At 71.7% G+C, this 26,066-nt stretch carries 29 protein-coding genes; 13 read left to right on the top strand and 16 right to left on the bottom strand.

The features are described 5' to 3' along the window. The first annotated feature begins 3 nt into the window (after positions 1-3). Positions 4-783, top strand: coding sequence for a hypothetical protein (locus tag M878_RS86505; RefSeq protein WP_023552799.1), 780 nt, complete (start codon positions 4-6; stop codon positions 781-783). Here the strand turns inward: M878_RS86505 and M878_RS86500 are convergent. Both M878_RS86500 and M878_RS86495 read right to left on the bottom strand, forming a co-directional pair. Further along, positions 729-2,651, bottom strand: a complete 1,923-nt coding sequence (locus M878_RS86500; protein WP_023552798.1) for a serine/threonine-protein kinase — start codon at positions 2,649-2,651, stop codon at positions 729-731. The two genes, M878_RS86505 and M878_RS86500, sit on opposite strands and share 55 nt — an antisense overlap. Before the next feature lie 177 nt (positions 2,652-2,828). Further along, the gene (locus M878_RS86495) at positions 2,829-4,127 is read right to left on the bottom strand and encodes a DUF6986 family protein (protein WP_023552797.1); all 1,299 of its coding nucleotides are present in this window, start codon (positions 4,125-4,127) and stop codon (positions 2,829-2,831) included. 214 nt (positions 4,128-4,341) lie between these two features. On the opposite strand from M878_RS86495, the gene M878_RS86490 reads away from it, so the two are divergent. Continuing rightward, positions 4,342-5,247, top strand: coding sequence for an endonuclease/exonuclease/phosphatase family protein (locus M878_RS86490; RefSeq protein ID WP_023552796.1), 906 nt, complete (start codon positions 4,342-4,344; stop codon positions 5,245-5,247). A 64-nt stretch (positions 5,248-5,311) separates the two neighbouring features. On the opposite strand, the gene M878_RS86485 is transcribed toward M878_RS86490, so the two are convergent. The 5 genes from M878_RS86485 to M878_RS86470 form a co-directional block, all read right to left on the bottom strand. After that, positions 5,312-6,286 carry an electron transfer flavoprotein subunit alpha/FixB family protein gene (locus tag M878_RS86485; protein ID WP_023552795.1) on the bottom strand — a complete coding sequence of 325 codons (975 nt, stop codon included), beginning with the start codon at positions 6,284-6,286 and terminating at the stop codon, positions 5,312-5,314. Between the two features lie 53 nt (positions 6,287-6,339). Further along, positions 6,340-7,125 carry an electron transfer flavoprotein subunit beta/FixA family protein gene (locus tag M878_RS86480; protein WP_031226893.1) on the bottom strand — a complete coding sequence of 262 codons (786 nt, stop codon included), beginning with the start codon at positions 7,123-7,125 and terminating at the stop codon, positions 6,340-6,342. Positions 7,126-7,342: 217 nt separating this feature from the next. Beyond that, positions 7,343-7,852: a flavin reductase family protein gene (locus M878_RS86475; protein ID WP_023552793.1), complete on the bottom strand. Its 510-nt coding sequence runs from the start codon at positions 7,850-7,852 to the stop codon at positions 7,343-7,345. Positions 7,853-7,897: 45 nt separating this feature from the next. Beyond that, the gene (locus M878_RS000000102010; RefSeq protein WP_365583582.1) at positions 7,898-7,978 is read right to left on the bottom strand and encodes a putative leader peptide; all 81 of its coding nucleotides are present in this window, start codon (positions 7,976-7,978) and stop codon (positions 7,898-7,900) included. A gap of 71 nt (positions 7,979-8,049) precedes the next feature. After that, complete coding sequence (locus M878_RS86470) at positions 8,050-8,463, bottom strand: thioredoxin family protein (protein WP_031226892.1); 414 nt, start codon at positions 8,461-8,463, stop codon at positions 8,050-8,052. 75 nt (positions 8,464-8,538) lie between these two features. Here M878_RS86470 and M878_RS86465 point away from each other — a divergent pair, with 75 nt between their 5' ends. The 3 genes from M878_RS86465 (at position 8,539) to M878_RS000000101530 (ending at position 10,436) form a co-directional block, all read left to right on the top strand. Continuing rightward, positions 8,539-8,955 carry a DUF4395 domain-containing protein gene (locus M878_RS86465; RefSeq protein WP_023552791.1) on the top strand — a complete coding sequence of 139 codons (417 nt, stop codon included), beginning with the start codon at positions 8,539-8,541 and terminating at the stop codon, positions 8,953-8,955. A gap of 189 nt (positions 8,956-9,144) precedes the next feature. Beyond that, the gene (locus tag M878_RS86460; protein ID WP_023552790.1) at positions 9,145-9,873 is read left to right on the top strand and encodes a lysophospholipid acyltransferase family protein; all 729 of its coding nucleotides are present in this window, start codon (positions 9,145-9,147) and stop codon (positions 9,871-9,873) included. Positions 9,874-10,241: 368 nt separating this feature from the next. Next, a complete protein-coding gene (locus M878_RS000000101530; RefSeq protein WP_209445587.1) occupies positions 10,242-10,436 on the top strand; it encodes a DUF6879 family protein in 195 nt (64 codons plus the stop codon). A 253-nt stretch (positions 10,437-10,689) separates the two neighbouring features. Here M878_RS000000101530 and M878_RS86450 read toward each other — a convergent pair whose 3' ends face one another. Genes M878_RS86450 through M878_RS86440 form a run of 3 tightly spaced genes read right to left on the bottom strand, consistent with a single transcriptional unit; the run spans position 10,690 to position 13,214 of the window. Further along, on the bottom strand, positions 10,690-11,910 hold the full coding sequence (locus M878_RS86450; protein ID WP_023552788.1) for a beta-ketoacyl-[acyl-carrier-protein] synthase family protein: 1,221 nt from the start codon (positions 11,908-11,910) through the stop codon (positions 10,690-10,692). Beyond that, positions 11,907-12,161 carry an acyl carrier protein gene (locus M878_RS86445; RefSeq protein ID WP_023552787.1) on the bottom strand — a complete coding sequence of 85 codons (255 nt, stop codon included), beginning with the start codon at positions 12,159-12,161 and terminating at the stop codon, positions 11,907-11,909. Before M878_RS86445 ends, M878_RS86450 begins: the two co-directional genes overlap by 4 nt. Positions 12,162-12,203: 42 nt before the next feature. After that, a complete protein-coding gene (locus M878_RS86440) occupies positions 12,204-13,214 on the bottom strand; it encodes a 3-oxoacyl-ACP synthase III family protein (RefSeq protein ID WP_023552786.1) in 1,011 nt (336 codons plus the stop codon). A 223-nt stretch (positions 13,215-13,437) separates the two neighbouring features. On the opposite strand from M878_RS86440, the gene M878_RS86435 reads away from it, so the two are divergent. From M878_RS86435 to M878_RS86425, 3 genes are read left to right on the top strand one after another with little or no spacing between them, the layout of a single operon-like run. After that, a complete protein-coding gene (locus M878_RS86435) occupies positions 13,438-14,364 on the top strand; it encodes an alpha/beta fold hydrolase (RefSeq protein WP_023552785.1) in 927 nt (308 codons plus the stop codon). A gap of 3 nt (positions 14,365-14,367) precedes the next feature. Next, the gene (locus tag M878_RS86430) at positions 14,368-16,050 is read left to right on the top strand and encodes an AMP-binding protein (RefSeq protein WP_023552784.1); all 1,683 of its coding nucleotides are present in this window, start codon (positions 14,368-14,370) and stop codon (positions 16,048-16,050) included. Beyond that, positions 16,047-17,024 carry an NAD-dependent epimerase/dehydratase family protein gene (locus M878_RS86425; protein ID WP_023552783.1) on the top strand — a complete coding sequence of 326 codons (978 nt, stop codon included), beginning with the start codon at positions 16,047-16,049 and terminating at the stop codon, positions 17,022-17,024. The genes M878_RS86430 and M878_RS86425 overlap by 4 nt, the downstream gene beginning before the upstream one ends. Here M878_RS86425 and M878_RS86420 read toward each other — a convergent pair. From M878_RS86420 to M878_RS86405, 4 genes are all read right to left on the bottom strand, one after another. After that, entirely contained in the window at positions 16,967-17,584 is a 618-nt protein-coding gene (locus tag M878_RS86420) for a transglutaminase-like domain-containing protein (RefSeq protein ID WP_023552782.1), read from the bottom strand. The two genes, M878_RS86425 and M878_RS86420, sit on opposite strands and share 58 nt — an antisense overlap. Before the next feature lie 78 nt (positions 17,585-17,662). Further along, on the bottom strand, positions 17,663-18,733 hold the full coding sequence (locus M878_RS86415; protein ID WP_023552781.1) for a threonine aldolase family protein: 1,071 nt from the start codon (positions 18,731-18,733) through the stop codon (positions 17,663-17,665). Further along, positions 18,730-19,521: an SDR family oxidoreductase gene (locus tag M878_RS86410; RefSeq protein ID WP_051430152.1), complete on the bottom strand. Its 792-nt coding sequence runs from the start codon at positions 19,519-19,521 to the stop codon at positions 18,730-18,732. Before M878_RS86410 ends, M878_RS86415 begins: the two co-directional genes overlap by 4 nt. Further along, positions 19,518-20,915, bottom strand: a complete 1,398-nt coding sequence (locus M878_RS86405; protein ID WP_031226884.1) for a DUF6421 family protein — start codon at positions 20,913-20,915, stop codon at positions 19,518-19,520. Before M878_RS86405 ends, M878_RS86410 begins: the two co-directional genes overlap by 4 nt. A 435-nt stretch (positions 20,916-21,350) precedes the next feature. On the opposite strand from M878_RS86405, the gene M878_RS86400 reads away from it, so the two are divergent. Next, entirely contained in the window at positions 21,351-22,034 is a 684-nt protein-coding gene (locus M878_RS86400) for a glycerophosphodiester phosphodiesterase (RefSeq protein WP_078630487.1), read from the top strand. 17 nt (positions 22,035-22,051) lie between these two features. On the opposite strand, the gene M878_RS86395 is transcribed toward M878_RS86400, so the two are convergent. After that, positions 22,052-22,591, bottom strand: a complete 540-nt coding sequence (locus M878_RS86395) for a GNAT family N-acetyltransferase (protein WP_023552777.1) — start codon at positions 22,589-22,591, stop codon at positions 22,052-22,054. 69 nt (positions 22,592-22,660) lie between these two features. Between M878_RS86395 and M878_RS86390 the strand changes: the two genes are divergently transcribed. The 4 genes from M878_RS86390 to M878_RS000000102000 all read left to right on the top strand — a co-directional run bounded on the left by M878_RS86390 (position 22,661) and on the right by M878_RS000000102000 (position 25,562). Next, positions 22,661-23,053 (top strand): VOC family protein, encoded by a 393-nt coding sequence (locus tag M878_RS86390; RefSeq protein WP_023552776.1) that lies wholly within the window; start codon positions 22,661-22,663, stop codon positions 23,051-23,053. Positions 23,054-23,923: 870 nt separating this feature from the next. Further along, positions 23,924-24,688: a VOC family protein gene (locus M878_RS86385; RefSeq protein WP_023552775.1), complete on the top strand. Its 765-nt coding sequence runs from the start codon at positions 23,924-23,926 to the stop codon at positions 24,686-24,688. Between the two features lie 63 nt (positions 24,689-24,751). Next, positions 24,752-25,276: an aldo/keto reductase gene (locus M878_RS000000102005; RefSeq protein ID WP_023552774.1), complete on the top strand. Its 525-nt coding sequence runs from the start codon at positions 24,752-24,754 to the stop codon at positions 25,274-25,276. A gap of 157 nt (positions 25,277-25,433) precedes the next feature. Then, entirely contained in the window at positions 25,434-25,562 is a 129-nt protein-coding gene (locus tag M878_RS000000102000) for a hypothetical protein (RefSeq protein ID WP_425347920.1), read from the top strand. 32 nt (positions 25,563-25,594) lie between these two features. On the opposite strand, the gene M878_RS86375 is transcribed toward M878_RS000000102000, so the two are convergent. Next, positions 25,595-26,066 (bottom strand): MarR family winged helix-turn-helix transcriptional regulator (locus M878_RS86375; protein ID WP_023552772.1); only part of this gene is annotated, 472 nt, incomplete at its 5' end.

Raw genomic sequence — 26,066 nt, 5'->3', positions numbered from 1 at the left:
CCCATGACCGGCCGCACTCTGGAGGAACTCGGCCTCGCCGAGGTCCCCCGCGACGATCCGCTGACCTATCCCGGCGCCTGGCCCGCCGAGTCCGGGCTGCTGCACGGCGACCTGCTGCTCCCGCTGGAGCGCCTGGTGTACGACGACCGGGTGCCGCTGCTGGCCGTCGGCTCCAACGCCTGCCCCGGCCAACTGCGTTACAAGATGGCGGAGTTCGGGATCGGCTCCCCCCTGCCTATGGTGCGGTCGCGGGTGTCCGGGCTGGACGTGGGCGTCTCGGGGCATGTCAGCCTCTTCGGCTATGTCTCCGCGTCCCCGGTCAACGCCCCGCGTGCATCAAGCGAGTTGTTCGTCCTCTGGCTGGACCGGCGCCAGCTGGAGGTGATCGACGCCAGCGAGCCCCACTTCCGGCGGGCCTGGCTGCCCGCGCCGCGGGTGCGGATCGAGCTGCCGGACGGTTCCGCACTCACCGGGGCGTACGCCTACGTCAACCGGCACGGGGTGCTGCACAACGGCGTCGGTGTGCCGCGCCGCCATCCCGGCGACCAGCACGTCCTGATCTCCGAACTCCTCGCGCGATCGGCTCGGTTACGGGAACTGTTCGGGGTCAAGCCGGAGGAGTTCTGTGCGCGGGCACGCCGTGACGCCGGGCTGTGCGCGCGGGGCACGCGGCTGTTCGCCGAGCAGAAGTGGGTGACGGAGTCGGGTTTCGAGTCGTACGCCGACGATCAGCAGACCGGGAGTCCCGGCACCGGGGCGTCGTTGTTCCCGCCCTTGAGGTAGACGTCGCTGACGTAGACACCGGTGTTGCCGCTGTCGTCGTCGGTCTTCGCCCACCACACGTTCGTCCAGCGGCCGTAGGTCTCCCGGCGCCCCAGATTCGCCTGGCAGTAGAAGTAGTCGGTGCCCGCGTTCAGCGTTCCGGCCGCGGCGCCGGAGGCCGTGTAGGACGTGGCGCTGCGCCAGACCTGGCAGTTGTACTTGCCACCGCCGGTGGGCCCGCAGGCCGGCGCCGGGTTCGAGGTGTGGCCCGTACCGCCGGTCCCGGTGGGGGCGTCGGAGGGTTCGGCCGACGTGGAGGCGGGCGCCGAGGCGGAGGCGCTGGAGGACGGCTTGGCGTCACCGGCCCCGCTCGGCTTCCCGGTGGGCGCGGCGCTCTTCCCGCCGGCTCGGTGCGGGTGTCCGGGCTGGGTGGACCCCTCGGTGCCGGCCCGTCTCGTGGCGGCGTCCGTGCTGTGGGCGGCGGCTGCAACGGAGTCCGCCCCCGGCGCACCCTGATCGCGCACCAGGGCCACGGTGACCCCGGCCACGGCGAGCACGACGGCGACGGCAGCGGCGGCGAGCAGGGCCCGGCCCTTGCGACGGGGCGAACCCGATGCCGTGCTCATGGGTCCGGTGGGGGCACCGGACGCGAAGGCCGGGGTCGGTCCGGTGGGAGCGCCGGGCGGGAATGCGGGGGGCGGTCCGGTGGCAGCGCCGGTGTGCGGGGCGGGGCTTTCCGGGTGATCCGGGTGAGAGGACACCGGCTCCATCGGCACACCGGCCTGCGGAGCGGGAGCGTGCGCACCGGCATCCGGAGCCGGACCATATGCACCAGCCCGCGCGGCGGAACCATGCGCACCGGCCTCGGGAGCGGGATCGTAAGGGGCCGTCGGACCGCCCGTGCCCGGGTCCACCGGCCCGAATCCCGGTGGCGCGGACGGCGTGCCGCGCTCCGACGGTCCGGGCACCCGTGGCGGCGTGGCGCGCAAGGTGGTCGTCGGAGTGTCCGGGGTTCTCGCCTGTGTCACCTCGTGCAGCGCCTCGCGGGCCTCCTCGGCGTCCGGGCGGGCGTCCGGGCGCTTGTCCATCAGGCGCCGCAGCACCGGTGCCAGCGGGCCCGCCCGGCGCGGCTCGGGCAGGGGCTCGCAGACGATCGCGGTGAGCGTCGAGTAGGTGGACGTACGGCGGAACGGCGAGGCACCCTCGACGGCCGCGTACAGCGTCGCGCCGAGGGCCCAGACGTCGGCGGGCGGTCCCGGCTCGGCGCCCTGGGCGCGCTCGGGGGCCAGATAGTCCAGCGAGCCGACGAGTTCGCCGCTGCGGGTGAGGCGGGTGGCCGAACCGTCGCCGGGGTCGTCCATGGTGGCGATGCCGAAATCGGTCAGGACGACCCGGCCGGAGCGGTCGAGGAGGATGTTGCCGGGTTTGACGTCGCGGTGCAGGACGCCGGCGCGGTGGGCGGCGGCCAGTGCGTCCGTCACCGCCGCGCCGATGCGCGCCGCCTCGTACGGGTCGAGGGTGCCGCGCTCGCGCAGGATGCCGTCGAGGGAGGGTCCGTCGATCAGTTCCATGACGATCAGCGGGCGCCCGTCGACCTCGGCGACGTCGTGCACGGCGACGACGCCGGGGTGGCGGACCCGGGCGGCGGCCCGGGCCTCGCGCTGCATGCGCAGCCGCAGGTCGGACAGTTCCGGTCCGGCCGCGTCGGTGTAGGTGCGCAGCTCCTTGACCGCGACCTCGCGGCCGAGGACCTCGTCCACCGCCCGCCAGACCACCCCCATGCCGCCGCGCCCGAGGCGTGCGGTGACGCGGTAACGACCTGCCAGCACCCGGCCGAGCCCGTCGTCCGTGTGCCCGGACTCCTCCGGTCCCTGCTCCCCCGAAGACACCGCCGCCCCGTTCCTGTGTCGTCCTCTGCCGCGTCCGCGTGGTCGATGCGTGACGTCCAGCGTACGGGCCGGCGGCGCCGGTTCAAGCCGCCGGCGGATGCTGTGACAGGTTCTCCACCTCGCGTCCGCTCTTCGCGAAGGCGCCTGGTCCGCCCTTTCGTGGAGGCGCCGCGTCCGCTACTTCGCGGAGGCCGTCAGGTCGCCGCGCCGGGGCGCCGCGAAGCCCTCCAGGCCGGCGCGGGTCAGGCCGGTGAGGCGGGCGACCTCGGCGATGTCGAGGGCGCCGCAGTCCAGGCCGCGCAGCAGATAGCCGCTGAGGGCCTTGGCGGTGGCGGGCTCGTCCATGACGTCGCCGCCCGCGTGGTTGGCGTAGCGGGCGAGGCGGGCCGCCGCCTGCTCGAAGCCCTCGCGGTAGAAGGCGAAGACGGCCGCGTAGCGGGTCGGGATGTGCCCGGGGTGCATGTCCCAGCCCTGGTAGTAGGCGCGGGCGAGGGCGCGGCGGGTGAGGCCGTAGTGCAGGCGCCAGGCGTCGTGGACCTTCTCGGTCGGGCCGACGGGCAGCACGTTCGTCGAGCCGTCGGAGACCCGGACGCCGGTGCCGGCGGCCGCGACCTGCATGATCGCCTTGGCGTGGTCGGCGGCCGGGTGGTCGCTGGCCTGGTAGGCGGCGGAGACGCCGAGGCAGGCGCTGTAGTCGAAGGTGCCGTAGTGCAGCCCCGTGGCGCGGCCCTCGGCGGCCTGGATCATCCGGGCGACGGTGGCGGTGCCGTCGGTGGCGAGGATGGACTGGCTGGTCTCGATCTGGATCTCGAAGCCGAGCCGGCCGGCGTCCAGGCCGTGTACCTTCTCGAAGGCCTCCAGCAGGCGTACGAACGCGGTGACCTGCTCGGGGTAGGTCACCTTGGGCAGGGTGAGGACCAGGCCCTCGGGCAGGCCGCCCGACTCGATCAGGCCGGTGAGGAAGACGTCGAGGGTGCGGATGCCGCGGTCGCGTACCGCCGCCTCCATGCACTTCATACGGATGCCCATGTAAGGCGCCGCCGTGCCGTTCCGGTACGCCTGCGCGATCAGCCGGGCCGCGCGGGCCGCCGTCGCGTCCTCCTCGGCGTCGGGGTGGGCGCCGTAGCCGTCCTCGAAGTCGACGCGCAGGTCTTCGATGGGCTCGCGCTCCAGCTTGGCGCGGACGCGGGAGTAGACCGGCTCGGCCAGCTCGTCCGACAGGCCGAGGACCGCCGCGAAGGAGGCCGCGTCGGGGGCGTGCTCGTCGAGGGCGGCGAGGGCCTGGTCGCCCCAGGAGCGGATGGTGCCGGCGGCGAAGGCGTCACCGGGGACGTAGACGGTGTGGACGGGCTGCCGGGTGCCCGGGTCCCCGGGGTAGCGGCGCTCCAGCTCCGCGTCGACCGGTGCGAGGGAGGCGCTGATCTCCTCGCTGACGGCGCCCGCGAGGCTTGTCGCCACCTTCTCCTGCTGACCCATCCCACACCCTCCAATGTTTCCGCTCTACGGAATCAACAATCCGTATAGCGAAGTTATCTGCCAACCTTCCCGCTGGTCAACACCGCATTCTGTTCACTCCACCCGGCCAACCCGGCGTGTTCACGTGGCTCTGCCACCGTGCGGGGCCGCACTGCCCCTACCGTCACAGCGCATCCGCAACGACTCGTCCGAAGCCGCCGCAGAAGGAGCGCCCGTGCCGAACCGCAGCCGCGTCACCCGCCGTATGGGCCTGAAGACCGTGTTAGCGGTCACGATCCCCATGTCCCTGTCCAGTACAGCACTCGCCGCCGGCCCCGCCTCGGCCGGCGAACCGCCGAGCGGTCCGCTCCGTGTCATGTCGTACAACCTCCGCTACGCGAGCTCCGCCGAACCCCACAGCTGGGCCGCCCGCAGACCCGTGACGCACGCCCTGCTGCAGCGCGAGCGGTGCCATGTCATCGGCACCCAGGAAGGCCTCTACCAGCAGCTGCGCGACATCGAGGCCGACCTCGGCACTCCCTACGACTGGATCGGCACCGGACGCGCCGGCGGCAGCCGCGACGAGTTCATGGCGGTCTTCTACGACACCCGCCGCCTCGCCCCGCAGGAGTACGACCACTTCTGGCTCTCCGGCACTCCGGACGTGATCGGGTCCAACACCTGGGGCGGCGGCTCCATCCGGATGGTGACCTGGGTCCGGTTCCAGGATCTGCTCGACGGCGACCGCGAGTTCTACGTCCTGAACACGCACCTCGACAACCAGAGCCAGAACGCACGCGCGCGTGCCGCCGCCCTGATCTGCCAGCGCATCGCCGGACTCGACCGCTCGCTCCCGCTCCTCGTCACCGGCGACTTCAACGTCTCCGCCCACAAGAACCCGGTCTACGACACGATGCTGGGCGCCGGCCTGGCCGACACCTGGGACGCCGCGGCCGAGCGCGGCAAGCTGTACGGGACCTTCCACGGGTACAAGCCGCTGACCCCCGACGGCGACCGCATCGACTGGATCCTCGCCACCCCTGGTGTCACGACGCACCAAGCCTCGATCAACACGTTCTCGCTGAACGGCCGGTTCCCGAGCGACCACCTGCCGGTGCAGGCCTCCCTGACACTGGGATGAGACGAGGCGAGGCCCCCGTGACCGGCGGCGCGGTCACGGGGGCCTCGTACAGCGGAGGCGGGGATCAGCCCTTGCGGGTCTTGATCTCCTCGGTCAGCTGCGGGACGACGTCGAAGAGGTCGCCGACGACGCCGTAGTCGACCAGCTCGAAGATCGGGGCCTCGGGGTCCTTGTTGACGGCCACGATGGTCTTCGAGGTCTGCATACCGGCGCGGTGCTGGATCGCGCCGGAGATGCCGTTGGCGATGTACAGCTGCGGCGAGACCGCCTTACCGGTCTGGCCGACCTGGTTGGTGTGCGGGTACCAGCCGGCGTCGACGGCGGCACGCGAGGCACCGACGGCCGCGCCGAGGGAGTCGGCGAGCGCCTCGATGATCGCGAAGTTCTCGGCGCCGTTCACACCGCGGCCACCGGAGACCACGATCGCGGCCTCGGTCAGCTCCGGGCGGCCCGTCGACTCGCGCGGGGTGCGGGCGGTGACCTTGGTGCCGGTCGCCTTGTCCGAGAAGGACACGGCGAGCGCCTCGACCGCGCCGGCGGCCGGGGCGGCCTCCACGGCGGCCGAGTTCGGCTTGACCGTGATGACCGGGGTGCCCTTGATGACACGGGACTTGGTGGTGAAGGACGCGGCGAACACCGACTGGGTGGCCACCGGACCCTCGTCGCCGGCCTCCAGGTCGACGGCGTCGGTGATGATGCCGGAGCCGATGCGCAGCGCCAGACGGGCGGCGATCTCCTTGCCCTCGGCGGAGGACGGGACCAGCACGGCGGCCAGGGAGCCCCCGGCGGACACAGCCTCGTAGGCGGCCTGCAGGGCGTCGACCTTCGGCACGACCAGGTAGTCGGCGTACTCGGACGCGTCGTGGGTGAGGACCTTCACCGCGCCGTGCTCGGCGAGCGTGGCGGCGGTGTCGGCGGCGCCGTTGCCCAGCGCGACGGCGACGGGCTCGCCGATGCGGCGGGCCAGGGTCAGCAGTTCGAGGGTGGGCTTGCGGACGGCACCGTCCACGTGGTCGACGTAGACGAGAACTTCAGCCATGGGATTGCTCTCCTGCGTAACGAAGTTGAGGGGCGGTCAGCGGGTGCGAACCCTTAGATGAACTTCTGGCTCGCGAGGAACTCAGCGAGCTGCTTGCCGCCCTCGCCCTCGTCCTTGACGATGGTGCCGGCCGTGCGCGCCGGACGCTCGTTGGCCTCGTCGACCTTGGTGAACGCGCCCTCCAGGCCGACCTCCTCGGCCTCGATGTCCAGGTCGGACAGGTCCCAGGACTCCACCGGCTTCTTCTTGGCGGCCATGATGCCCTTGAAGGACGGGTAACGCGCCTCGCCCGACTGGTCGGTGACGGAGACGACGGCCGGGAGGGAGGCCTCCAGCTGCTCGCTGGCGGCGTCGCCGTCGCGACGGCCCTTGACCGTGCCGTCCTCGACCGAGACCTCGGAGAGCAGGGTGACCTGCGGGACACCGAGACGCTCGGCCACGAGGGCCGGGACGATACCGCCGGTGCCGTCGGTGGAGGCCATGCCGGAGATCACCAGGTCGTAACCGGCCTTCTCGATCGCCTTGGCCAGCACCAGGGAGGTGCCGATGGCGTCGGTGCCGTGCAGGTCGTCGTCCTCGACGTGGATGGCCTTGTCGGCACCCATGGAGAGGGCCTTGCGGAGCGCGTCCTTGGCGTCCTCGGGGCCGACCGTCAGGACGGTGACCTCGGCGTCGTCCGCGTTCTCCGCGATCTGGAGGGCCTGCTCGACCGCATACTCGTCCAACTCGGAGAGCAGACCGTCCACGTCGTCGCGGTCGACGGTCAGGTCATCGGCGAAGTGCCGGTCGCCAGTGGCGTCGGGCACGTACTTCACAGTGACAACGATCCTCAAGCTCACGCCGGCTCTCCTACTGCATCGTCTATGTCGGGCTGCCTCTTGCAGGCAGCATAGGCGCCTCAAGCGGCCGATCCCGGTCGGGGCGTCCGCGCGCTCCGACCGAAATATTACTCGTCAGTACACCCAGTTCATGCCCGCTAAGCAAGCGCTTTGAACTGTGACCTTCGCAACGCAGCGTAACCGGAACTCGACGGGCCCGCAGGGGACGGCCGCATGATCAGTCCCGCAGGCCGTTGAAGCGGCCCTGGTGGTACAGGAGCGGACGGCCGGTGCCGGAGTGGTCGCCCAGGACGACTTCGGCGAGCACGATCCGGTGATCACCGGCCGGGACGCGGCCGGTGATCCGGCAGACCAGCCAGGCGAGCACGCCATGGAGCACCGGTACGCCTTCCGGGCCCTCGCGCCAGGCGGTCGGCGCGCCGAAGCGGTCGGCGCCGCTGCGGGCGAAGGTGGCGGCCAGCTCGCTCTGGTGCTCACCGAGGATGTGGACGCCTATGTGGTCGGTCTCGGCTATCGCGGGCCAGCTGGAGGCGCCCGTGCCGATGCCGAAGGAGACGATCGGGGGCTCGGCGGAGACGGAGGTGAGGGAGGTGGCGGTGAAGCCGACCGGACCGGAGTCACCGCACGCGGTGATCACCGCCACACCGGCGGCGTGCCGGCGGAAGGTGGAGCGCAACAGGTCGGGAGAGGCGAGCTGAACGGTGCCGAGGTCGGGCGAGGCCGTCATTCGAGTTGTCCTTCTGCTGGAGGTCGCGAGCTGGGCCGTCGGTGCTCAACAGTCCGGACAGGTGGCGCTCGCGGTGCGGGCGAGGTCTACGTGGACCCGCCCGTGGAGAAGGAGTTCGGTCGGCATAGGGTCAGGTTGACGATAGGTGGCACGCACAGTCAAGTACGTTCCGCGATCCGGGAGATACGTCACCGCACTCACACGGCCTCCCCCAGCGCCGCGATGACATCGGCCTTGCGGGGCTGTCCGGTGGCGCGCCGCACCACCCGCCCGTCGGCGTCGAGCACCAGCACGGTGGGCGTCTTCAGGATCTCCAGCCGGCGTACGAGGTCCAGGTGGGCCTCGGCGTCGATCTCGACGTGGGTCACCCCGGGGACCATGCCGGCGACCTCGCCGAGCACACGCCGGGTGGCCCGGCAGGGCGCACAGAAGGCGCTGGAGAACTGGACCAGCGTGGCCCGCTCACCGAGTGCGCCGCCCAGTTCGGCGGCGCCCAGCCGCTTGCCGTCGTCCCGCCCGCGCACCCGCACTCTCCCGCTCCGCCGCTTGTACAGCACTCCGGCGGCGCTCGCCACGACGAGCACCGCCACGCACACCACCAGTCCGGTCATCATGTGCACAAGCATTCACGAGACTGCAAAGATTCCCGCCTCCCGCAGGAGTTTCCGTTGCGGAATGCTTGGTTCATGGACATCGATGTGAGGGGGCCGCGGTTCGCGGCGGCCGTGACGACGGCGGTTCTGGCCGCCGCCCTGATCCTGCAGAGCGGCTGGCTGCTGGGCTGGCAGACGCTGGTGTTCGCGCTCGGCGCGGCCGCGGGTGTGCAGCGGTCGCCGTACGGCTGGGTGTTCCGCACCGCCGTACGGCCGCGGCTCGGGCCGCCGCGGGAGTTCGAGGCGCCGGAGCCGCCGCGGTTCGCGCAGGCGGTGGGGCTGGTGTTCGCCGGGCTCGGTCTTGCCGGGTTCGCCGTGGGGCCGCAGTGGCTGGGGCTGGCCGCGACCGGGGCGGCGCTCGCCGCCGCCTTCCTGAACGCGGCGTTCGGGTACTGCCTGGGGTGCGAGATGTTCCTTCTTCTGAAGAGGGCCACAGTACGGGCGGAGTAAAGGCGTCTTAAAGATCCAAGGTGGGATGGCGGCCGACGTGACGAGGATCTCGCCACTCCGGGGCACCAGGACTGGCTACCCGTCCGTTCTTCGGGCACGATCTGCGAGACGCCGTAAACCTACGGCTGCGTAACTTCCCCGCCGGGAGTCCCCCTTTCCCGAGCAGAGCAGAAAGGGTCCGTCCCGCCCATGGCAGAGCTGGTCTACCGTCCCGTCATCGGTTTCGCCAAGACGTTGTTCAAGGTCTGGGACCTGAAGATCGACTGCCAGGGGTCGGAGAACGTCCCGCGCTCGGGCGGCGCCGTGCTGGTCAGCAATCACATCAGCTATCTGGACTTCGTCTTCAACGGCCTGGCGGCCCTGCCGCAGAAGCGGCTGGTGCGCTTCATGGCTAAGGAGTCCGTCTTCCGGCACCGGATCTCCGGTCCGCTGATGCGCGGCATGAAGCACATCCCGGTGGACCGCAAGCAGGGCGAGACGGCCTACGCGCACGCGCTGGACTCGCTGCGTTCGGGCGAGGTGGTCGGGGTCTTCCCGGAGGCCACCATCTCGCAGTCGTTCACGCTGAAGAGCTTCAAGTCCGGTGCGGCGCGCCTCGCCCAGGACGCCGGCGTCCCGCTGATCCCGATGGCGGTGTGGGGCACCCAGCGGCTGTGGACGAAGGGCCACCCCCGCAACCTGAAGCGCGACCACCTGCCCATCACCATGCGGGTCGGCGAGGCGGTCGAGGCACCCCGCGACCAGTACGCGGGCGCGATCACCCGCCGGCTGCGCGAGGCCGTCCAGGAAGTGCTGGAGGCCGCACAGCGCGCCTACCCGGGCCGCCCCAAGGGCCTTGAGGACTCCTGGTGGCTGCCGGCCCATCTGGGGGGTACGGCACCTACGGTGGAGCAGCTGCGCGCGGCTGAGGCGCGGTGACCTGCGGTGCGTTAGCAGTGTGGGGCCCTGAGCGGTTTGTTCGGCTGCGGGCCGGTGGAGGGCGGTCCGGCTCGTGGGAGGTGCGGGCGTCTTCGGGCTGCGGGTCCGTTGTCGCTTGTCGCGCAGTTCCCCGCGCCCCTGGGGAGTTGCAGAGCCGTCGGCATCATGCGGCGGTTACCGGCTCTGGCCGGGTGGATCGGCGCGCGTTGTGTGAAGGACTGGTGGCTGGTGCGCAGCGCTGCGACGGCGCGCTCCCGTCCGGGCCGGTACGCGCAGGTCGCGCAGGTCGCTGGTGAGCGCCCACGTCGGTTACGGCGCCGTCCGCACGAGCCGCGCCGTGTACGCGCCATGGCGCGGTGCATCTGGAGATGCGTGACGCGTACGGCGTCGGTGACGAGGCCGAGGAGTTCGAGCAGTCCAAGCGCACAGGCCACGTCGACCTCGACCCGACGGCACGGTGGTGGCCCGACTGGCAGGGCATGGTGAGGGAGACCGTCGGCCGTGGCGTGATGATGCGTCGGTCCAGGATCGTTTCCGAGCCCGTGACGGACTACATCCGGTGAAAGCACGCTGCCACCCCGCTGAGCGTCGAGGCGGGTGAACCTGTGCGCAGGCTGCCCCGTCGGCGGGCCGTGGACATTGCCCTGCCAGGAGCCTACGTCCGGCTGTTTCGATGACCGCCTGGTGCAGTTCAACATCTTCACCAGGGACGGTGATTGGGCGGATTCATGGCCGGGAAGTTGGCGACTGCGATTGAGCCGATCTCTTGCAGGGGTTTCCGCGGAGATGGTGCGGCGGAACATTCGGAGGTCGCAATCAGGGCGCGGTGAGGACGAGGACGACGTTGTGGCCGCCGAAGCCGAAGGAGTGGCTGACGGCGGTGCGCAGGTCCTGGCGGCGGGGTTGCTTGGTGACGCAGTCGATGTCGAACTCGGGCGCGGGCGCCTGGAGGTTGGCGATCGGCGGGATGCGGCGGTGCTGGAGCGAGAGGACCGTCAGCGCCGCTTCGATGGCCCCGGACGCGCCGAGGGTGTGCCCGAGCACGCCCTTGGCGGCGGTGACGCTCGGGCGGTGCGGCAGGACCCGGGCGATCAGCGCGGCCTCGGCGGCGTCGTTGAGCGGTGTCGAAGTGCCGTGCGCATTGACGTGATCCACATCGTCCGGGGCGAGCCCTGCCTCGGCGAGGGCGGTGCGCAGGGCGGCCTCGGCGCCGTGGGCGTCCTCGGGCAGTGCCGTCGGGTGGTGGGCGTCGGACGTGCTGCCGCAGCCCGCGAGCAGGGCGCGGGGGCGCATGCCGCGGGCGGTGGCGTCGGCGGTGCGCTCCAGTACGAGGATCCCGGCGCCCTCCGCCATGACGAAGCCGTCCCGGTCGGCGGCGAACGGCCGGGAGGCCGCGGTCCGGTCGGACCGTACGGAGAGGGCGCCCATGCGCCAGAAGCCGATGGTGCACACGCGGCTGACCGCGGCTTCCACGCCTCCCGTGACCGCGATGTCGCACAAGTCGGCGGCCAGCAGGTCACGGGCCGTGGCGATGGCACTCGCGCCGGAAGCGCATGCGGTGGCGGGGCTGAGGCTGGGCCCGCGCGCCTGGAGGTCGATGGAGACCTCGCCCGTACCGAGGTTCGGGATGATCATCGGAATGGCGAGCGGTGACGTCAGGTCGGCTCCGCGCTGTTCGAGGCGTGCGCACTGCTCCTCCAGCTTCTCCAGTCCGCCCATGCCGCAGCCGATGACCGTGGCGACCCTGGCCCCGTCCCAGCAGGCGGGGTCGAGCCCCGCGTCGCGGACCGCCTCCCGGGCCGCCAGCACGGCGAGTTTGGCGAAGCGGCCCATGCGCCAGGCCTTGCGTCCGGTCCGCCGGTCCAGATCCTGCTTCGCGAGCGGGACCCGGCAGGAGAAGTCGACGGGCAGTCCGGCGAGGGCGGGGTCCGGGGCGGCGGTGGCCTGCCCGGCGCAGACACCGGTCCATGTGTCCTCGACGCCGATCCCGGCGGGTGTGACCAGTCCCAGGCCGGTGACGGCGATCGAGGCGGTCACGGGGCCGTCACCGGGTCCGAGGTGCGCAGTGTGCCGACGTACTCGGTGACTTCGGCCAGTGTGGTGGTCCGGGTGGCGTGCTCGCTGTCGATCTTCACTCCGAGTCTCTCGTCCAGGATCAGCGCGAACTCGGCCAGTGCGAGGGAGTCCAGTTCGAGCTGCTCCAGAGTGACCTCGGGGCCGATTTCGGCTTCCGGAACGAGGAAGCTGCCGGTCAGTACGGAGCGGATGGTGTCGTAGGTGTCGGTCATGGCCTTTTCCTCGGGGCTCGACGTCGGGACTGCGGATGTGTATCAGGGGCTCCACTCCAGGAGGACCAGCCCGCCGGAGGCTCCGCTGGCCAGCCCGAACAGGGCGACCAGGTCGTCCGGGCGTAACCGCCCCCGCTCCGCGGCTTGTGCGAGTTGCAGGGGAAGGCCGGCGGTGGCGACGTTGCCGTAGGCCGTGAAGACGGCTACGGCCTTGTCCTCTGGCACGCCGAGGGAGTCGAGGATGGTGCGGGTGAAGGCGACGGACGGCTGGTGCACGCACACAAGGTCCAGGTCTCCCGGCTTGCGGCCGGCCGCGTGGAGCACGTCGAACGCGCGGGCCTCCAGGCCCGGGAAGGAGGCGGCGAGGGCCGCGGAGTCGAACCGGACCGCGGGGGCGTCGGCGGCTTGCGGGAAGTACGGGTTGGAGACGGTGGCGGCCTGCCAGCCCGAGGAGTTGGCGCAGAACGCGGCGGCGAGAATCCCGGGCCGGTCGCTCGCCTCCACGAGCAGGGCCGCGCCGAGGTCGCCCAGTGTCAACGCGGGCAGCAGCAGGGCCAGTTCCCGGCGGTCACGGACCGGGAGCGCGGACAGCCGGCTCCCGCGCTCCCCCGTGGTCACGAGCACGCGTGCGTAACGGCCCGCCCGGATCAGGGCGTCGGCGATCTCCAGGGCGTTCAGGACGCCGTTGCAGGCGTTCTGCACATCGAAGACCGGTGCGGTGACACCGAGTTTGTGTGCCACGACATGTGCGGTGGCCGGCTCCTCGACGTCCTCGCTCGCGGAGGCGAAGATCAGCAGGTCGACGGCGTCCGGGGCCAGACCGGCCTGCTCCAGGGCGCTGCGGCCGGCCGCGGCGGCCAGGTCGGAGGGCCAGGTCCCGGGTGGGGCGACGCGGCGCTCCTCGAAGCCGTACATCTGTCTCAGGAGACCGGGCATGAGCCGTACGCCGGGGTTTCGGGAGCGCACCTCGTCCTCGATCTCCGGGCCGGTCTGACGGTCGGCGGGCACATGGACGGCGACCCGACGGATCGTGCTGTAGCGGGGGTTGGTCATGGCAGTCGTGTCGTCTCCGCGGCATAGCGCAGTCGTTGCGGCATACCGCAGTCGTCGTCGAGTGCCGCCCGGCGGCGGCTCGGGCCAGTGAAGTGAGGAGGAGCGGCGCACCGCAAACGGATGCCGGTCCGCATGGGGCCATTGGAGTGATCATGGTCGAGGGCTTCATACGGTGGAGTTACGCGCGGCACGGAGAGGGTCTGCCGGGGCCGACAATGCTCCGGTGTCGCTGACCGAGGCCGAATTCCCCTGTGCCGACTACGACTTCACGCCCCACTGGTTCGCCCACAGGGGTGTGCGGCAGCACTACCTCGACGAGGGGGCGGGTGCGCCGGTGCTGATGCTGCACGGCAACCCCAGCTGGAGTTACATGTGGCGGGACCTGGTGCGGGAGTTGCGCGCCCGCCATCGGTGCGTCGTCCCCGACCACATCGGTATGGGCCTGTCCGACCGCCCCGGCGAGTCCGTCTACCCCTATACCGCCTCCTGTCGCCTGGCGGATCTGGAGCGGCTGGTGGAGCACCTGGTGGCCGAGCACGGTCTGCCGGACCGGGGCTGGACCCTGATCGGGCACGACTGGGGCGGTGTCATCGGCATGGCCTGGGCGCGCCGCCGGCCCGAGTGGCTGTCCCGCATCGTCATGCTCAACTCCGCGGCCTTCCCGTTGCCGGCCGGTGCCCGGCTGCCGTGGTACCTCCGCCTGATCCGCGGCGGGGGCCGTCCGCCGGCCTGGTTCGTGCACCGCACCAACGCCTTCGTCCTGGCCGCCGCCCGCCTCGGGGTGACCTCACCGCTGCCCGCGCCCGTGCGCCGTGCCTATGCGGCCCCTTATCGCGGCAGGCAGCGGCGACTGGCGGTGGTGCGGTTCATCCAGGACATCCCGCTGGCCCCCACCGACCCGGCGTGGCCGCTGATCGACGTGGGCCCGGTCGAAGATCCGAAGATGACGTCACTGCCCCTGCTGGTGTGCTGGGGCGGCCGGGACCCGGTCTTCGACCACCGCTTCCTCGCCGAGTGGATGCGCCGCTTCCCCGCCGCCGAGGTGCGGCTGTTTCCATATGCCGGGCACTTCGTCCAGGAGGACGCCCGTGACGAAGTCATCGCGTGCGTACGGGATTTCCTGGGGTGCCCCCCTGAGAGGCAGAGCTGAGCCATGTCCGTCTCCGCGACCGCCGCGACCGGGACGCAGGCCGGGCTGCTGGGCAGGCTGGCGTGCTGGCAGCAGGCAGAGCCCACCGCCGTCGCACTCGACACGTTCTGCGGCCGGCGCCGGGAACGGATCACCTATGCCGGCCTGTACGCCCGGTGCCTGCGCACCGCGGACGCGCTGGCGGCCGCGGGCATCGGCCCGGGCACGCGGGCGGTGGTGCTGACCCGGCGTCCGCTGGACCTGCTCACCACGGTGTACGCGCTGTCCGCGCTCGGCGCCTGCGCCGTACTGATCGACCCCGGCCTGCCCCGTGCGGCCCTGCAACGGTGCCTGCGCGAGGCCGCCCCGCAGGCCTTCGTGGCAGAGCCGCTCGCCCAGGTGGCACGGGTGCTGTACGGCTGGGCACGACCGAGTGTGCACACGGTGCTCTGCACCGGGTCGGGTCCCGGTCCCTGGCCGACGGTCGCCGCACTCGCCCGCACGGCACCACGCGCCGCACTCGACGCCACCGGGGACAGCACGGCGCTGATCGCTTATACCTCCGGTTCCACGGGCACACCGAAGGGCGCGGTGTACACCAACGAACAGCTGGTGCGTCAGTGCGGCGCCACGGGAGGCGTGCTCGGCGCACAGCCGGGAACCGTGGCGGTCGTCGGCTTCCTGCCCTTCGCCCTGGGCGGCCCGGCGCTCGGCGTCACCGTCGTCGTTCCCCGGATGGACTTCCGCAGGCCGGGCCGGGCCCGTCGGGACGATCTGCTGCGCGCGGCAGCGCAGACGCGTGCGGCCTGCGTGCTCGGCTCCCCGGCGCTCATGACCGTTCTCGCCGGGGACGGCCGCAGGGAACCGGCCCTCGCCACCGTACGGTCGGTCGCCACCTTCGGGGCCCCGCTGGAGTACGGCCTGCTGGACCGCCTCACCGCTACCCTGCCGGACCACGCCGTGATCCGGAGCGTCTACGGCGCCACCGAGAGCCTTCCGGTGAGCGCGATCGACGGCCCGGACCTGCGGTCCGCGCGCGCCGCGTCCGAACGGGGCGGTGGCCGGTGCGTGGGCCGGGTGGTGCCGGTCATGTCGGTGCGCGTCATCCCGGCCGAAGCCGGACCGATCGCCCACTGGTCCGCGGTCGAGCCGCTGCCCGCGCACGCCGTCGGCGAGATCACGGTGCGCGGCCCCCTGGTCAGCCGCGGCTACTACGGCCGCCCGCATGCCGACGCCGAGGCGAAGATCCCCGACGGGGCTCACGTCTGGCACCGCACCGGCGACCTGGGCCGCACGGACGACGAGGGCAACCTCTGGTACTGCGGACGCAAGGCCCACGCGGTTCCCGGCCCCGACGGCCCCCTGTACACCGAGTGCGTCGAACCGGCGTGCAACGCGGTCGACGGCGTCCGGCGGACCGCGCTGGTCGACGCCGGCGGAGGCCAACAGGCCGTGCCCGCGCTGTGCGTGGAGGCCGACGCGCCGCGGCGCGGCGCCGAGCGCGGCCGGATCGTCGCGGACCTGCGTCGCACCCTCGCCGCGCTGGAAGGTGGCGCTCAGGTCCGCGCGATCCTCTTCCACCCCGGTTTCCCGGTCGACATCCGGCACAACTCGAAGATCGAGAGAGGGGTGCTCGGCCAGTGGGCGCGGCGTCGTCTGGCGGCGAGCGCCGCTGCCACGAAGGCGGCGGAGGAGGACCGCGGATGAAGATCCTGGTCACGGGCGGCAGCGGATTCCTCGGCGCCGAGGTCTGCCGGCGCCTCGCGGCCCGCGGGCACCAGGTGCGGTCCCTGCAACGCGGCCACCGGGCACCGCCGCCGAGCGGGACCGAGGCCGTGTGGGGCGACATCCGCGACCCCGCTGCGGTCGCAGACGCCGTGCGCGGGTGCGACGCGGTCGTCCACACGGCGGCGCTGGCCGACATCTGGGGGCCGCGACACGACTTCGCCTCCGTCAACATCGCGGGGACGACGGCCGTCCTCGACGCCTGCCGACGCCATGGTGTGCCCTGGCTGGTGAACTCCTCCAGCGCCAGCGTGGTCTTCGCCGGCGGTGACCTGGAAGGCGTCGACGAGTCCGCCCCGTACCCCAGCCGGTTCCTCGCCCCCTATCCCTGGTCCAAGGCCCGTGCCGAACAGCTGGTCCTGGCCGCCAACGGCCCCCGGCTGGCCACCGTGTCCCTGCGCCCCCATCTGATCTGGGGCGACGGCGACCCGCATCTGCTGCCCGGGCTGCGCGCCGCGGTCCGGCGCGGGAGGCTCCTGCTGCCCGGAGCGGGCTCCCAACGCGTGGACACCGTGCACGTCAGTGACGCCGCCGAGGCACACGTGCTGGCGGTGGAGAGACTGACCGCGAACTCCCCTCTGGCAGGCGCCCGCTACTTCGTCACCCAGGGCCGGCCCTGCACCCTCGCCGCGACCGTCCGGGGCCTGCTCGCGTACGGCGGCAGCAGCGTGGAGGTGCGCGGTGTCCCCGCTTCCGCCGCGCTCGCCGTCGCCGCACTCCTCGAAGCCGTGGGGAAGGCGACCCGCAGGCGACGCCGGCCCCTGCTGACACGCTTCCTCGTGGCCGAACTGACCCGCGCCCACTGGTTCGACATCACCGCGGCACGTCGCGACCTCGGCTACACCCCCGCCGACCACTCGTGGTCAAGCGCGTCAGGGAGCGTCTTCCACAGGTAGGACCGGTCCGGGGCCGCTTTCAGGGCGTCGAGGACGACAGGGTGCGGTCGGGCGTACAGCTGCGGATAGTCCACTTCGCCGGCCGCGGGGTCGGGGATCCAGGCGAGGCACTCGCCGTCGAGGGAGAACCGGGCGTCCACGCCGGGCTTGTTTCCGCGCGGGTCCTGTCGATGCCAGGCGCCGTGGAAGCGCACGGCGACCAGACCGTGCACGGCATGGCCGCTGCCGTCGTCGTGCGCCAGCCGTTGGTAGCACAGGGCCGTGGGGATGTCCTCGGCGCGCAGCAGGGCGGCCAGCGCATGGGATTTGGCGTAGCAGATGCCGGTGCCCAGGGCCAGCACGTCGGAGGCGCGCCAGGTGACGCGCGGGTCGCCGGAGTCCCGGGAGTGCGGGATGGTGTCCCGCACGAAGTCGAAGGCGGCCCGCGCATAGGCATACGAGTCGGCCGCCCCTGCGGCCAGTCGCGCGGCCGTCTCGCGGACCACGGGATGGTGATGGTCGATGGCCTCGTCCGCGGCCAAGTACGCGGAAAGATCGGCGGTGTTCTGGATCAGCTCCATGTTCGCAGAGCATAGGAATGCGATCACCCGACAGTCAATGACTTTTCGAGCGACCGCATATCTATGCATCACTGGGGGCTAGCGCGCCATCTCCTCCTTGACGGCGCCGACGAAGGTGTCGACGTCCTCCTCCGTGGTGTCGAAGGAGCACATCCAGCGCACCACCCCGGCCGCCTCGTCCCAGAAGTAGAAACGGAAGCGCTGCTGCAGGCGCTCGCTCACGTCGTGCGGAAGCCTGGCGAACACGCCGTTGGCCTGCACCGGGTAGAGGATCTCCACGCCGTGCACCGCGCGGACGCCCTCGGCGAGCCGCTGGGCCATCTCGTTGGCGTGCCGGGCGTTGCGCAGCCACAGGTCCTTCGCCAGCAGCGCCTCCAACTGCACCGACACGAAGCGCATCTTGGAGGCCAGCTGCATGGACATCTTCCGCAGGTGCTTCATCTGCCGCACCGCGTCCTGGTTGATGACGACGACGGCCTCGCCGAAGACGGCGCCGTTCTTCGTCCCGCCCAGCGAGAGGATGTCGACACCGACCGCGTTGGTGAACGTCCGCATCGGCACGTTCAGGGAGGCGGCCGCGTTGGCTATCCGGGAGCCGTCCAGGTGCACCTTCATGCCCCGGGCGTGGGCGTGCTCGCAGATCGCGCGGATCTCCTCGGGCGTGTACAGCGTGCCCAGCTCTGTGCTCTGGGTGATCGAGACGACCTGCGGCATCGCGCGGTGCTCGTCCTCCCAGCCCCAGGCCTGCCGGTCGATCAGCTCGGGGGTGAGCTTGCCGTCCGGCGTGGGCACGGTGAGCAGCTTCAGGCCGCCCATGCGCTCGGGCGCACCGCCCTCGTCGACGTTGATGTGCGCGCTCTCGGCGCAGATCACCGCACCCCAGCGGTCGGTGACCGCCTGGAGCGCGACGACGTTCGCGCCGGTGCCGTTGAAGACCGGGAAGGCCTCCGCAGTGGCCCCGAAATGGCTCCGGATGATCCGCTGGAGGTGCTCGGTGTACTCGTCCTCGCCGTAGGCCACCTGATGGCCGCCGTTGGCCAGAGCCAGGGCGGCGAGCACCTCGGGGTGGGCCCCGGCGTAGTTGTCGCTTGCGAAACCGCGGACCTGCGGGTCGTGGTGGCGACGCGCGTCGGTCTTGGGAGGGTTCACGGCTTCTCGGTCAGCCACAGGCGGTTTCCGTTCACTTCGGCGGCGGGCTTGCTCCAGACGCCCTCGATGGCTTCGGCGAGGTCCTTGACGTCCGTGAAGCCCGCGAACTTCGCGTTGGGGCGTTCGGCGCGCATGGCGTCGTGCACCAGCGCCTTCACCACCAGGATGGCAGCCGCCGAGCGCGGTCCCTCCTCACCCCCGGCCTTGCGGAAGCCGTCCGCCATCGCGAGCGTCCAGGCCTCGGCGGCGGCCTTGGCCGCCGAGTACGCCGCGTTGCCCGCGGTGGGCTTCGATGCGCCTGCCGCGCTGATCAGCACGTACCGGCCGCGGTCGCTGCGCTGCAGACCGTCGAAGAAGGCCAGGGAGGTGTGCTGGACGGTGCGGATCAGCAGCTTCTCCAGCAGATCCCAGTCGGCGAGGTCCGTCTCGGTGAAGTTCGCGCTGCCGCGCCAGCCGCCGACCAGATGGACCAGGCCGTCGATCCGGCCGTGGTCCTTCTCGATGCGGGCCGCCCAGTCGCGGGTGGACTGCAGGTCGAGCAGATCGACGGTCTCCCCGGTGACCGTGGCACCACCGCGGGCGTAGCGGGCCGCGTCCACGGCCTCCGCCAGGCGCTCGGGGTTGTTGTCGGCACCGACCACGACCGCTCCGGCCTCGGCGAGCCGGACCAGCGCGGCGTGTCCGGCGGGTCCGCCCGCGCCGGCCACCGCGATCACCGCACCACTCAGAGACCCGTTGTTCCCCACGTTCTTCCCCTCTTGACAGGTGTTCTGGACGCGGTCGCTCACGCGGCGACCGGCTCGGCGCTGTCCGCCGTGATGCCCTTGGTGGAGGCGATCACATGCTTCAGCTTCTTGGACAGGGCCTCGTAGAACATGCTCAGCGGAAACTCGTCCGGAAGCACGTCGTCCACGAGCTTGCGCGGCGGCTGGGTCAGGTCGAGGGCGTCCGGCCCCTTGGCCCAGCGGGAACCGGGGTGCGGGGCGAGGTAGGTCGAGACCAGCTCGTAGCCGGCGAACCAGTGCACCAGCTTCGGGCGGTCGATGCCGTCCTTGTAGAGCTTCTCGATCTCGGCGCACAGCTGGTTGGTGACCTGCGGGGCGCGCTCCCAGTCGATGGCGAGCTTGTTGTCGGTCCAGCGCACCACGTCGAGCTTGTGCAGGTAGGCGAAGAGCAGCTGGCCGCCGAGGCCGTCGTAGTTGCGGACGCGGTCGCCGGTCACCGGGAAGCGGAACATCCGGTCGAAGAGCACCGCATACTGCACGTCACGGGCCTGCGGGACGCCGTCCGCCTGCAGCTTCACGGCCTCCTTGAAGGCGGTGAGGTCGCAGCGCAGCTCCTCCAGGCCGTACATCCAGAACGGCTGGCGCTGCTTGATCATGAACGGGTCGAACGGCAGGTCACCGTGGCTGTGGGTGCGGTCGTGGACCATGTCCCACAGCACGAAGGCCTCTTCGCAGCGCTTCTGGTCGTGGACCATCGCGGCGATGTCCTCGGGCAGCTCCAGGCCCAGGATGTCGACGGCGGCGTCGGTCACCCGGCGGAAGCGGGCGGCCTCGCGGTCACAGAAGATGCCACCCCAGGAAAAACGTTCCGGCGCTTCGCGTACGGCGATCGTCTCCGGGAACAGCACCGCGGAGTTGGTGTCGTAGCCGGAGGTGAAGTCCTCGAACGTGATGCCGCAGAACAGCGGGTTGTCGTACCGCGTGCGCTCCAGCTCGGCCAGCCACTCCGGCCAGACCATGCGCAGCACGACCGCCTCCAGGTTGCGGTCCGGGTTGCCGTTCTGCGTGTACATCGGGAAGACGACCAGGTGCTGCAAGCCGTCCGCGCGCTGCGCGGCGGGCTGGAAGGCCAGCAGGGAGTCCAGGAAGTCCGGCACCTGGAAGCCGCCCCCGGCCCAGCCGTGCAGATCCTTCACCAGGGCCCGGTGGTAGGCCTCGTCGTGCGGGAGCAGCACGGAGAGCTGCTCGACCGCGTCGACGACACGCCGTACGGCGGCCTCGACGTCCGCCTTCGCCGGGGCACCCTCGGCCTCGAAGTCGATCGATCCGTCCTTCGACTGCCATGGCCGGATCCGCTCCACGGCATCCTTGAGCACGGCCCAGGCCGGGTGCTCGATCACCCTGGCCGAAGAAGGAATCTGTCCCCCCGTAGCCGCCTGCACAAGAATTTCCGTCATGTCCCATCCTCCACGGGAGAACCTCTCGTATGGACACCGTATGCATACCCGGTTTCCGCCATCAAGAGGCTGAGCGGGAAATTATTCGGTCCAGCTCCTTGGTCACCGCTGTTTTTTCTGCCGTACACCGTGACGACGCTCACTTCCGCCGTCGGCGACCGGCTCTGGCGTGGTGCTTCGCAGCGCGGTCACACGCTCTTCGCGGGACGGTCACGCGTCTGCCGCGCAGAGGTCAAGGGAACGGGGACTCGCCCACGGCAGGGTGACGCGGGGGCGGATACCGGCCAGCTGAGAGCCCGCCACGCCCCGGATGCCTCATGCACGTGCGGGTTCATCGCGGGTCCCGCCCACTAGGCTGCGATTCTGCTCGCGCGGACGACGGGGTCCGCCCGTCCCGCGCGTGCCGAGCCGCCGTCGACGGAAGCGAGTCGAACCTTGAACTTCCTTACCATCGGTCACCGCGGGGTCATGGGTGTCGCGCCCGAGAACACCCTTCGCTCCTTCGTCGCCGCGCAGGAAGCCGGCCTCGACGTCATCGGACTCGATCTGCACCTGAGCAAGGACGGCGCCCTCGTCGTCATGCACGACGCGGAGGTGGACCGAACGACCGACGGCACCGGGCCGGTCGCCGAGAAGACCCTCGCCGAGCTACGGGTCCTGGACGCGGGCCACGGGGCGCGGGTGCCGGTGTTCGAGGAGGTGCTGGCCGCGGTACGCACACCGCTGCAGGTCGAGATCGAGGACGTGGCGGCGGCCCGGGCGCTCGCGGCGGTGATGCACGAGCGCGATCTGGTGGGGCGCGTGGAGGTGTCCTCGTTCCAGGCCGAGGCGATCACCGAGATCGCCCGGCTGGTGCCGGGCGTCCGCACGGCCCTGATCGCCAGCAGCTACGGCATGGAGGTGGCGGAGCGCGCGGTCGCCCTGGGCGCGGCGACCGTCTGCCTCGACATCCGCCGGCTCACCCTGGAGGTCGTCGAGCACGTGCGCGCCTCCGGGCTGCGGATCATCGGCTGGGTCGTCAACACGCACAACCATCTCCGGCTGGTCCGCGCCCTGGAGCTGGACGGGGCGACGACCGACTTCCCGGAGATCAAGCGCACGGCACGCTTCACCGCGTAGGGACCAGCCGGAAGCACTCAGGCGAGCTTCTTGACCAGCAGCTCGAACTGCAGGTCGTCGCGCTGCGGGATACCGAAGCGCTCATCGCCGTACGGGAAGGGTGACATCTGTCCCGTACGGCGGTAGCCGCGGCGCTCGTACCAGGCGATCAGGTCGTCCCGTACGGAGATCACCGTCATGTGCATCTCGGTGACGCCCCAGGTCTCGCGCACCAGGCGCTCGGCCTCGGCCATGATCTGCTTGCCGAGGCCGGCGCCCTGCAGGGCGGGGCTGACCGCGAACATGCCGAAGTAGGCGTGGTCACCGCGGTGTTCGAGCTGGCAGCAGGCGACGATCCGGCCGTCCTGTTCCACCGTCAGCAGCCGGCTGTCGGGCGACTTGATCACCTCCCGCACGCCCTCGGGGTCCGTCCGCCGGCCGTCCAGGATGTCCGCCTCGGTGGTCCACCCGGCCCGGCTGGCGTCCCCGCGGTAGGCCGACTCGATCAGCGCGACCAGCGCGTCGACGTCGGCGTCGGTGGCGTCCCGGAAGCTGGGTCCGGTGGCGGGTGTCTCCATGGGGCGGTCTCCGATCTCGGCGTGGCTCAGCCAGGGTCGAGGGTAACCCTGCCATTAGGCTCCGCCTGCATGGTGCACGTACTCAGCAGCCGGACACTGCTCTCCCCCACCGACCCCGAGCGCTCCCGGGCCTTCTACGGCGAGCAACTGGGCCTGTCCGTCTACCGCGAGTTCGGTACGGGAACCGAGCGCGGGACGGTCTACTTCCTCGGCGGCGGCTTCCTGGAGCTCTCCGGCCGGTCCGAGACCCCGCCGTCGTCCGCGATCCGGCTGTGGCTGCAGGTGGACGACGTGACTGCCGCGCACGAGGAGCTGCGGGCGAAGGGCGTCGACATCGTCCGGCCACCACTGAAGGAGCCGTGGGGCCTGATCGAGATGTGGATCACCGACCCGGACGGCATCCGCATCGCGCTGGTGGAGGTCCCGGCGGACCATCCGATGCGGTACCGGCCGGGGATCTAGGGTCGGCGGATCAGGTCGCAGGACATCGACGGCACCTCATCAGCGCAGGTGAGCGGGCGATGGGGGTGCCCCGCCGCGAGCGAGGTCGAGCGTGGAGGAGCGTCCAGCCGCAAGGCGGAGGAGGGCGCCGACGCGGAGCGGCAGCAACCGACGGCAACGCCGCTGGGGTGCCCCCACGCCCTTAAGGCAGTGAGGGAGGGCGTGCCGGCCCCGCGTCTGCGACCGGATCCGCCGGACAGGCCCTGGGGTTCGGGCGCCCGGCGTCCGGCCCCACCCGTGGGCATGGTCCCGTCCGCGGGCCTGATGCCTGTGGTGAGCACGTGACCGCTGACGCCGAGCAGTGAGGGCAGGGACTCGGTCTGCCGCATCGCCGCGCGGACCAGCCCGCACCCCCGGCAGCCGCGCGGCCCGCTGGACGTGCAACCGCACCGGGTCGAGGACTTCCGCTTCGTGGCCGTCGCCGGCGAGCCACTCCGCGTGCACGCCGCTGCCGCCGCCCACGTCGAGGTTCCGGGCCGGAGCGGGCGGCAGGAGCCTGCGCGGGACGTCCTGGGTGCGCCGGAACTGCAGCCTCCCGCGCCCGTGCGGAGTCGGGCGTCTCCCCGGTCGCGTCCGTAGTACTCGGCGATCTCCCGGCTGGCGAGAGTGCCACGGTGTCCTCGGTGTCCTCGGTGTCCTCGGTGTCCTCGGTGTCCTCGGTGTCCTCGGTGTCCTCGGTGTCCTCGGTGTCCATGGTTTCCATCGCCGGCACCTTCGCGCGCTCCGTAGCCGCGGGGAGCGCCCCGGATGGCCGTGGCGGGAAGCCGGGGTTAGCGTGCCGAGAGACGTCCCCGGGCGCTGCGGCGGCCGGCCCGGCCGGAAGGAACCGTGATGAAGTTCGACAAGCCGGTGGCCGGCGGACCGTGCTGGACCGAGCTGGGGACCAGCGATCTGGAGGGGGCCAAGCGCTTCTACACCGAGCTGTTCGGGTGGCGGCCGGAGACCGATCCGCGGAAGGAGGCGGGCGGGTACACGGTGGCGCGCCTGGGCGACGCGGCGGTCGCCGCGCTCACCCCGCTGTACCAGGAGTCCCAGCCGGTGGCGTGGAACGTCTCCTTCGCGGTGCCGGACGCGGATGCGGCGGTACGACGCGTGGAGGAGGCCGGCGGGACGGTGATCCTCGGCCCGATGGACGTGTTCGACGTGGGCCGGTTCGCCGTGGTCCTCGACCCGACCGGTGCGGTGTTCCAGCTCTGGCAGGCGCGGTCCTTCCCGGGCGCCGGGCTGTTCAACGCGCCCGGTGCCCTCGGCTGGGTGGAGCTGGCGACCCGGGACACCGAGCGGGCGCAGGACTTCTACACCACGGTGTTCGGCTGGAGTGTCAACGCCTCGGAGTGGTACACGCAGTGGGGCATCGACGGCGACGACTTCGGCGGCATGGCCGACATGGGCGACCGGTTCCCTCCCGAGGTACCGCCGCACTGGCTGCCGTACTTCACGGTGGCCGACGTGGACGCGACAGCCGAGGTCGCGCAGAGCGCGGGCGGTGCCGTCGTGCTGGCTCCCGTCTCGGTGCCGGACGGGCCGCGTATCGCGGTGCTGCGGGATCCGCAGGGCGCCGCGTTCGGGGTGCACCGGGCCGGCGAGGAGAGCTGAGACGTTCAGGGTGCACCGGGGGCTGAACGCCGGGAGGCTGAGGCCCGGGTTGAGGGAGCTGACGTGCGTTACACGCTGTCCGGACGGACCGGTCCGCGCGTCAGCGAACTCGCGCTCGGCACGATGACGCTCGGCGAGGACTGGGGCCGGGGTGCCGGCAAGGACACCTGCGCCCGGATCGTCGACACCCATGCCGAGGCGGTCGGCGGCTTCATCGACACCGCGAACAACGACGCGGACGGCAGCCCGGAGCGGATCGTCGGCGAACTGCTCACCGGGCGCCGGGAGTCCGTCGTGCCGGCCGGCACGTACACGCGCGGGACGCGCGACGGGGACCCCGATGCGGCGGGCAGTCACCGCAAGAACCTCGTACGGTCGGTCGAGGAGGTGACGCGGGCCCCGGCCGACGTGATGCGCTCCGGCGAAGTGCTGCACGTGGGTGTGTCGGACTGGCCGGCCTGGGAAATCGCCCAGGCCAACACCCTTGCGGAGCGGCGGGGTTGGACGTGCCTCGCGGGTTCGCGCGGGAAGTACCGGCGCGGGGAGACGGGACGGCTGGACGCCTTGGGTGACGAGCCGGCGGCGTAGGAGGAGGGCGTCATCAGCGCCGTCCTCGATGTCGCCGAGCGGGGCGGCTGGGGCCCGGCGCAGGTGGCCCTGGCCTGGCTGCTGGGCCGGCCCGGCAACGCGACCGATCATCTCCGCCACGAAGCCGGAGCAGCCGGCCGACCATCTCGCGAGCGCGGTGCCGCTGGGATTCCCGCACGACTTCCAGCGGGAGTTGCCTGTCACACGGAACGTCTACGGCGACCGCTGGGCCGACATCGAGGACCGCCGTTCCACCCGTCGCCGTACGGTCCGCGAGGTCCTCTGAGCGGCCTCCCGACGCCCGCTTGACGTCCTCGCCTACGTCCGCAGCACGCCCGTCCTGCCTTCCAGGCGGCCGAGCAACTCGGCGAGCAGGCCAGCGAGTTCATCCTGGCCCTCGGGCTCCAGGACGGACAGTACGGCGGTCTCGTAGGCGAGTTGCTCCGGGAGGATCCCGTCGACCAGCTCGCGGCCGGCGTCGGTGAGACGGAGGTGGGCGACGCGGCGGTCGCGAGTGTCGCCGCGCCGTTCGACCAGTCCGCGTTCCGTCAGCTGCTTGAGCCGCTTGGTGACGGCGGCCCCGGAGGAGAAGGTCTCACGGGCCAGCTCCCCCGGGGTCAGCTCGTGGCCGGTGCGGCGCAGCGCGCCCAGCAGGTCGAACTCGGGACGGCTGAGCCCGGCCCGGCGCAGCGGTGCGTCCTCGGCCTGCTGGAGCAGCGCGGCACAGCGGTTGATCCGTCCGATGACCTCCATGGGCCCGGTGTCCAGCTCGGGGTGCACGGCCTGCCAC

The sequence above is a fragment of the Streptomyces roseochromogenus subsp. oscitans DS 12.976 genome (assembly GCF_000497445.1).
In the GTDB taxonomy this organism is placed as follows: Bacteria; Actinomycetota; Actinomycetes; order Streptomycetales; family Streptomycetaceae; genus Streptomyces; species Streptomyces oscitans.
The sequence above is the reverse complement of the archived record's forward strand: the minus strand, read 5'-3'. Positions and strand labels throughout refer to the sequence as shown.

Excerpts from the sequence above, each read along its gene's own strand:
- M878_RS86505 (WP_023552799.1), top strand. The coding sequence starts at position 4 with ATGACCGGCCGCACTCTGGAGGAACTCGGCCTCGCCGAGGTCCCCCGC.
- M878_RS86495 (WP_023552797.1), bottom strand. The coding sequence starts at position 4,127 with ATGGGTCAGCAGGAGAAGGTGGCGACAAGCCTCGCGGGCGCCGTCAGC.
- M878_RS86485 (WP_023552795.1), bottom strand. The coding sequence starts at position 6,286 with ATGGCTGAAGTTCTCGTCTACGTCGACCACGTGGACGGTGCCGTCCGC.
- M878_RS86475 (WP_023552793.1), bottom strand. The coding sequence starts at position 7,852 with ATGACGGCCTCGCCCGACCTCGGCACCGTTCAGCTCGCCTCTCCCGAC.
- M878_RS000000102010 (WP_365583582.1), bottom strand. The coding sequence starts at position 7,978 with ATGCCGACCGAACTCCTTCTCCACGGGCGGGTCCACGTAGACCTCGCC.
- M878_RS86470 (WP_031226892.1), bottom strand. The coding sequence starts at position 8,463 with ATGACCGGACTGGTGGTGTGCGTGGCGGTGCTCGTCGTGGCGAGCGCC.
- M878_RS86465 (WP_023552791.1), top strand. The coding sequence starts at position 8,539 with ATGGACATCGATGTGAGGGGGCCGCGGTTCGCGGCGGCCGTGACGACG.
- M878_RS86460 (WP_023552790.1), top strand. The coding sequence starts at position 9,145 with ATGGCAGAGCTGGTCTACCGTCCCGTCATCGGTTTCGCCAAGACGTTG.
- M878_RS000000101530 (WP_209445587.1), top strand. The coding sequence starts at position 10,242 with ATGCGTGACGCGTACGGCGTCGGTGACGAGGCCGAGGAGTTCGAGCAG.
- M878_RS86445 (WP_023552787.1), bottom strand. The coding sequence starts at position 12,161 with ATGACCGACACCTACGACACCATCCGCTCCGTACTGACCGGCAGCTTC.
- M878_RS86440 (WP_023552786.1), bottom strand. The coding sequence starts at position 13,214 with ATGACCAACCCCCGCTACAGCACGATCCGTCGGGTCGCCGTCCATGTG.
- M878_RS86430 (WP_023552784.1), top strand. The coding sequence starts at position 14,368 with ATGTCCGTCTCCGCGACCGCCGCGACCGGGACGCAGGCCGGGCTGCTG.
- M878_RS86425 (WP_023552783.1), top strand. The coding sequence starts at position 16,047 with ATGAAGATCCTGGTCACGGGCGGCAGCGGATTCCTCGGCGCCGAGGTC.
- M878_RS86420 (WP_023552782.1), bottom strand. The coding sequence starts at position 17,584 with ATGGAGCTGATCCAGAACACCGCCGATCTTTCCGCGTACTTGGCCGCG.
- M878_RS86405 (WP_031226884.1), bottom strand. The coding sequence starts at position 20,915 with ATGACGGAAATTCTTGTGCAGGCGGCTACGGGGGGACAGATTCCTTCT.
- M878_RS86395 (WP_023552777.1), bottom strand. The coding sequence starts at position 22,591 with ATGGAGACACCCGCCACCGGACCCAGCTTCCGGGACGCCACCGACGCC.
- M878_RS86390 (WP_023552776.1), top strand. The coding sequence starts at position 22,661 with ATGGTGCACGTACTCAGCAGCCGGACACTGCTCTCCCCCACCGACCCC.
- M878_RS86385 (WP_023552775.1), top strand. The coding sequence starts at position 23,924 with ATGAAGTTCGACAAGCCGGTGGCCGGCGGACCGTGCTGGACCGAGCTG.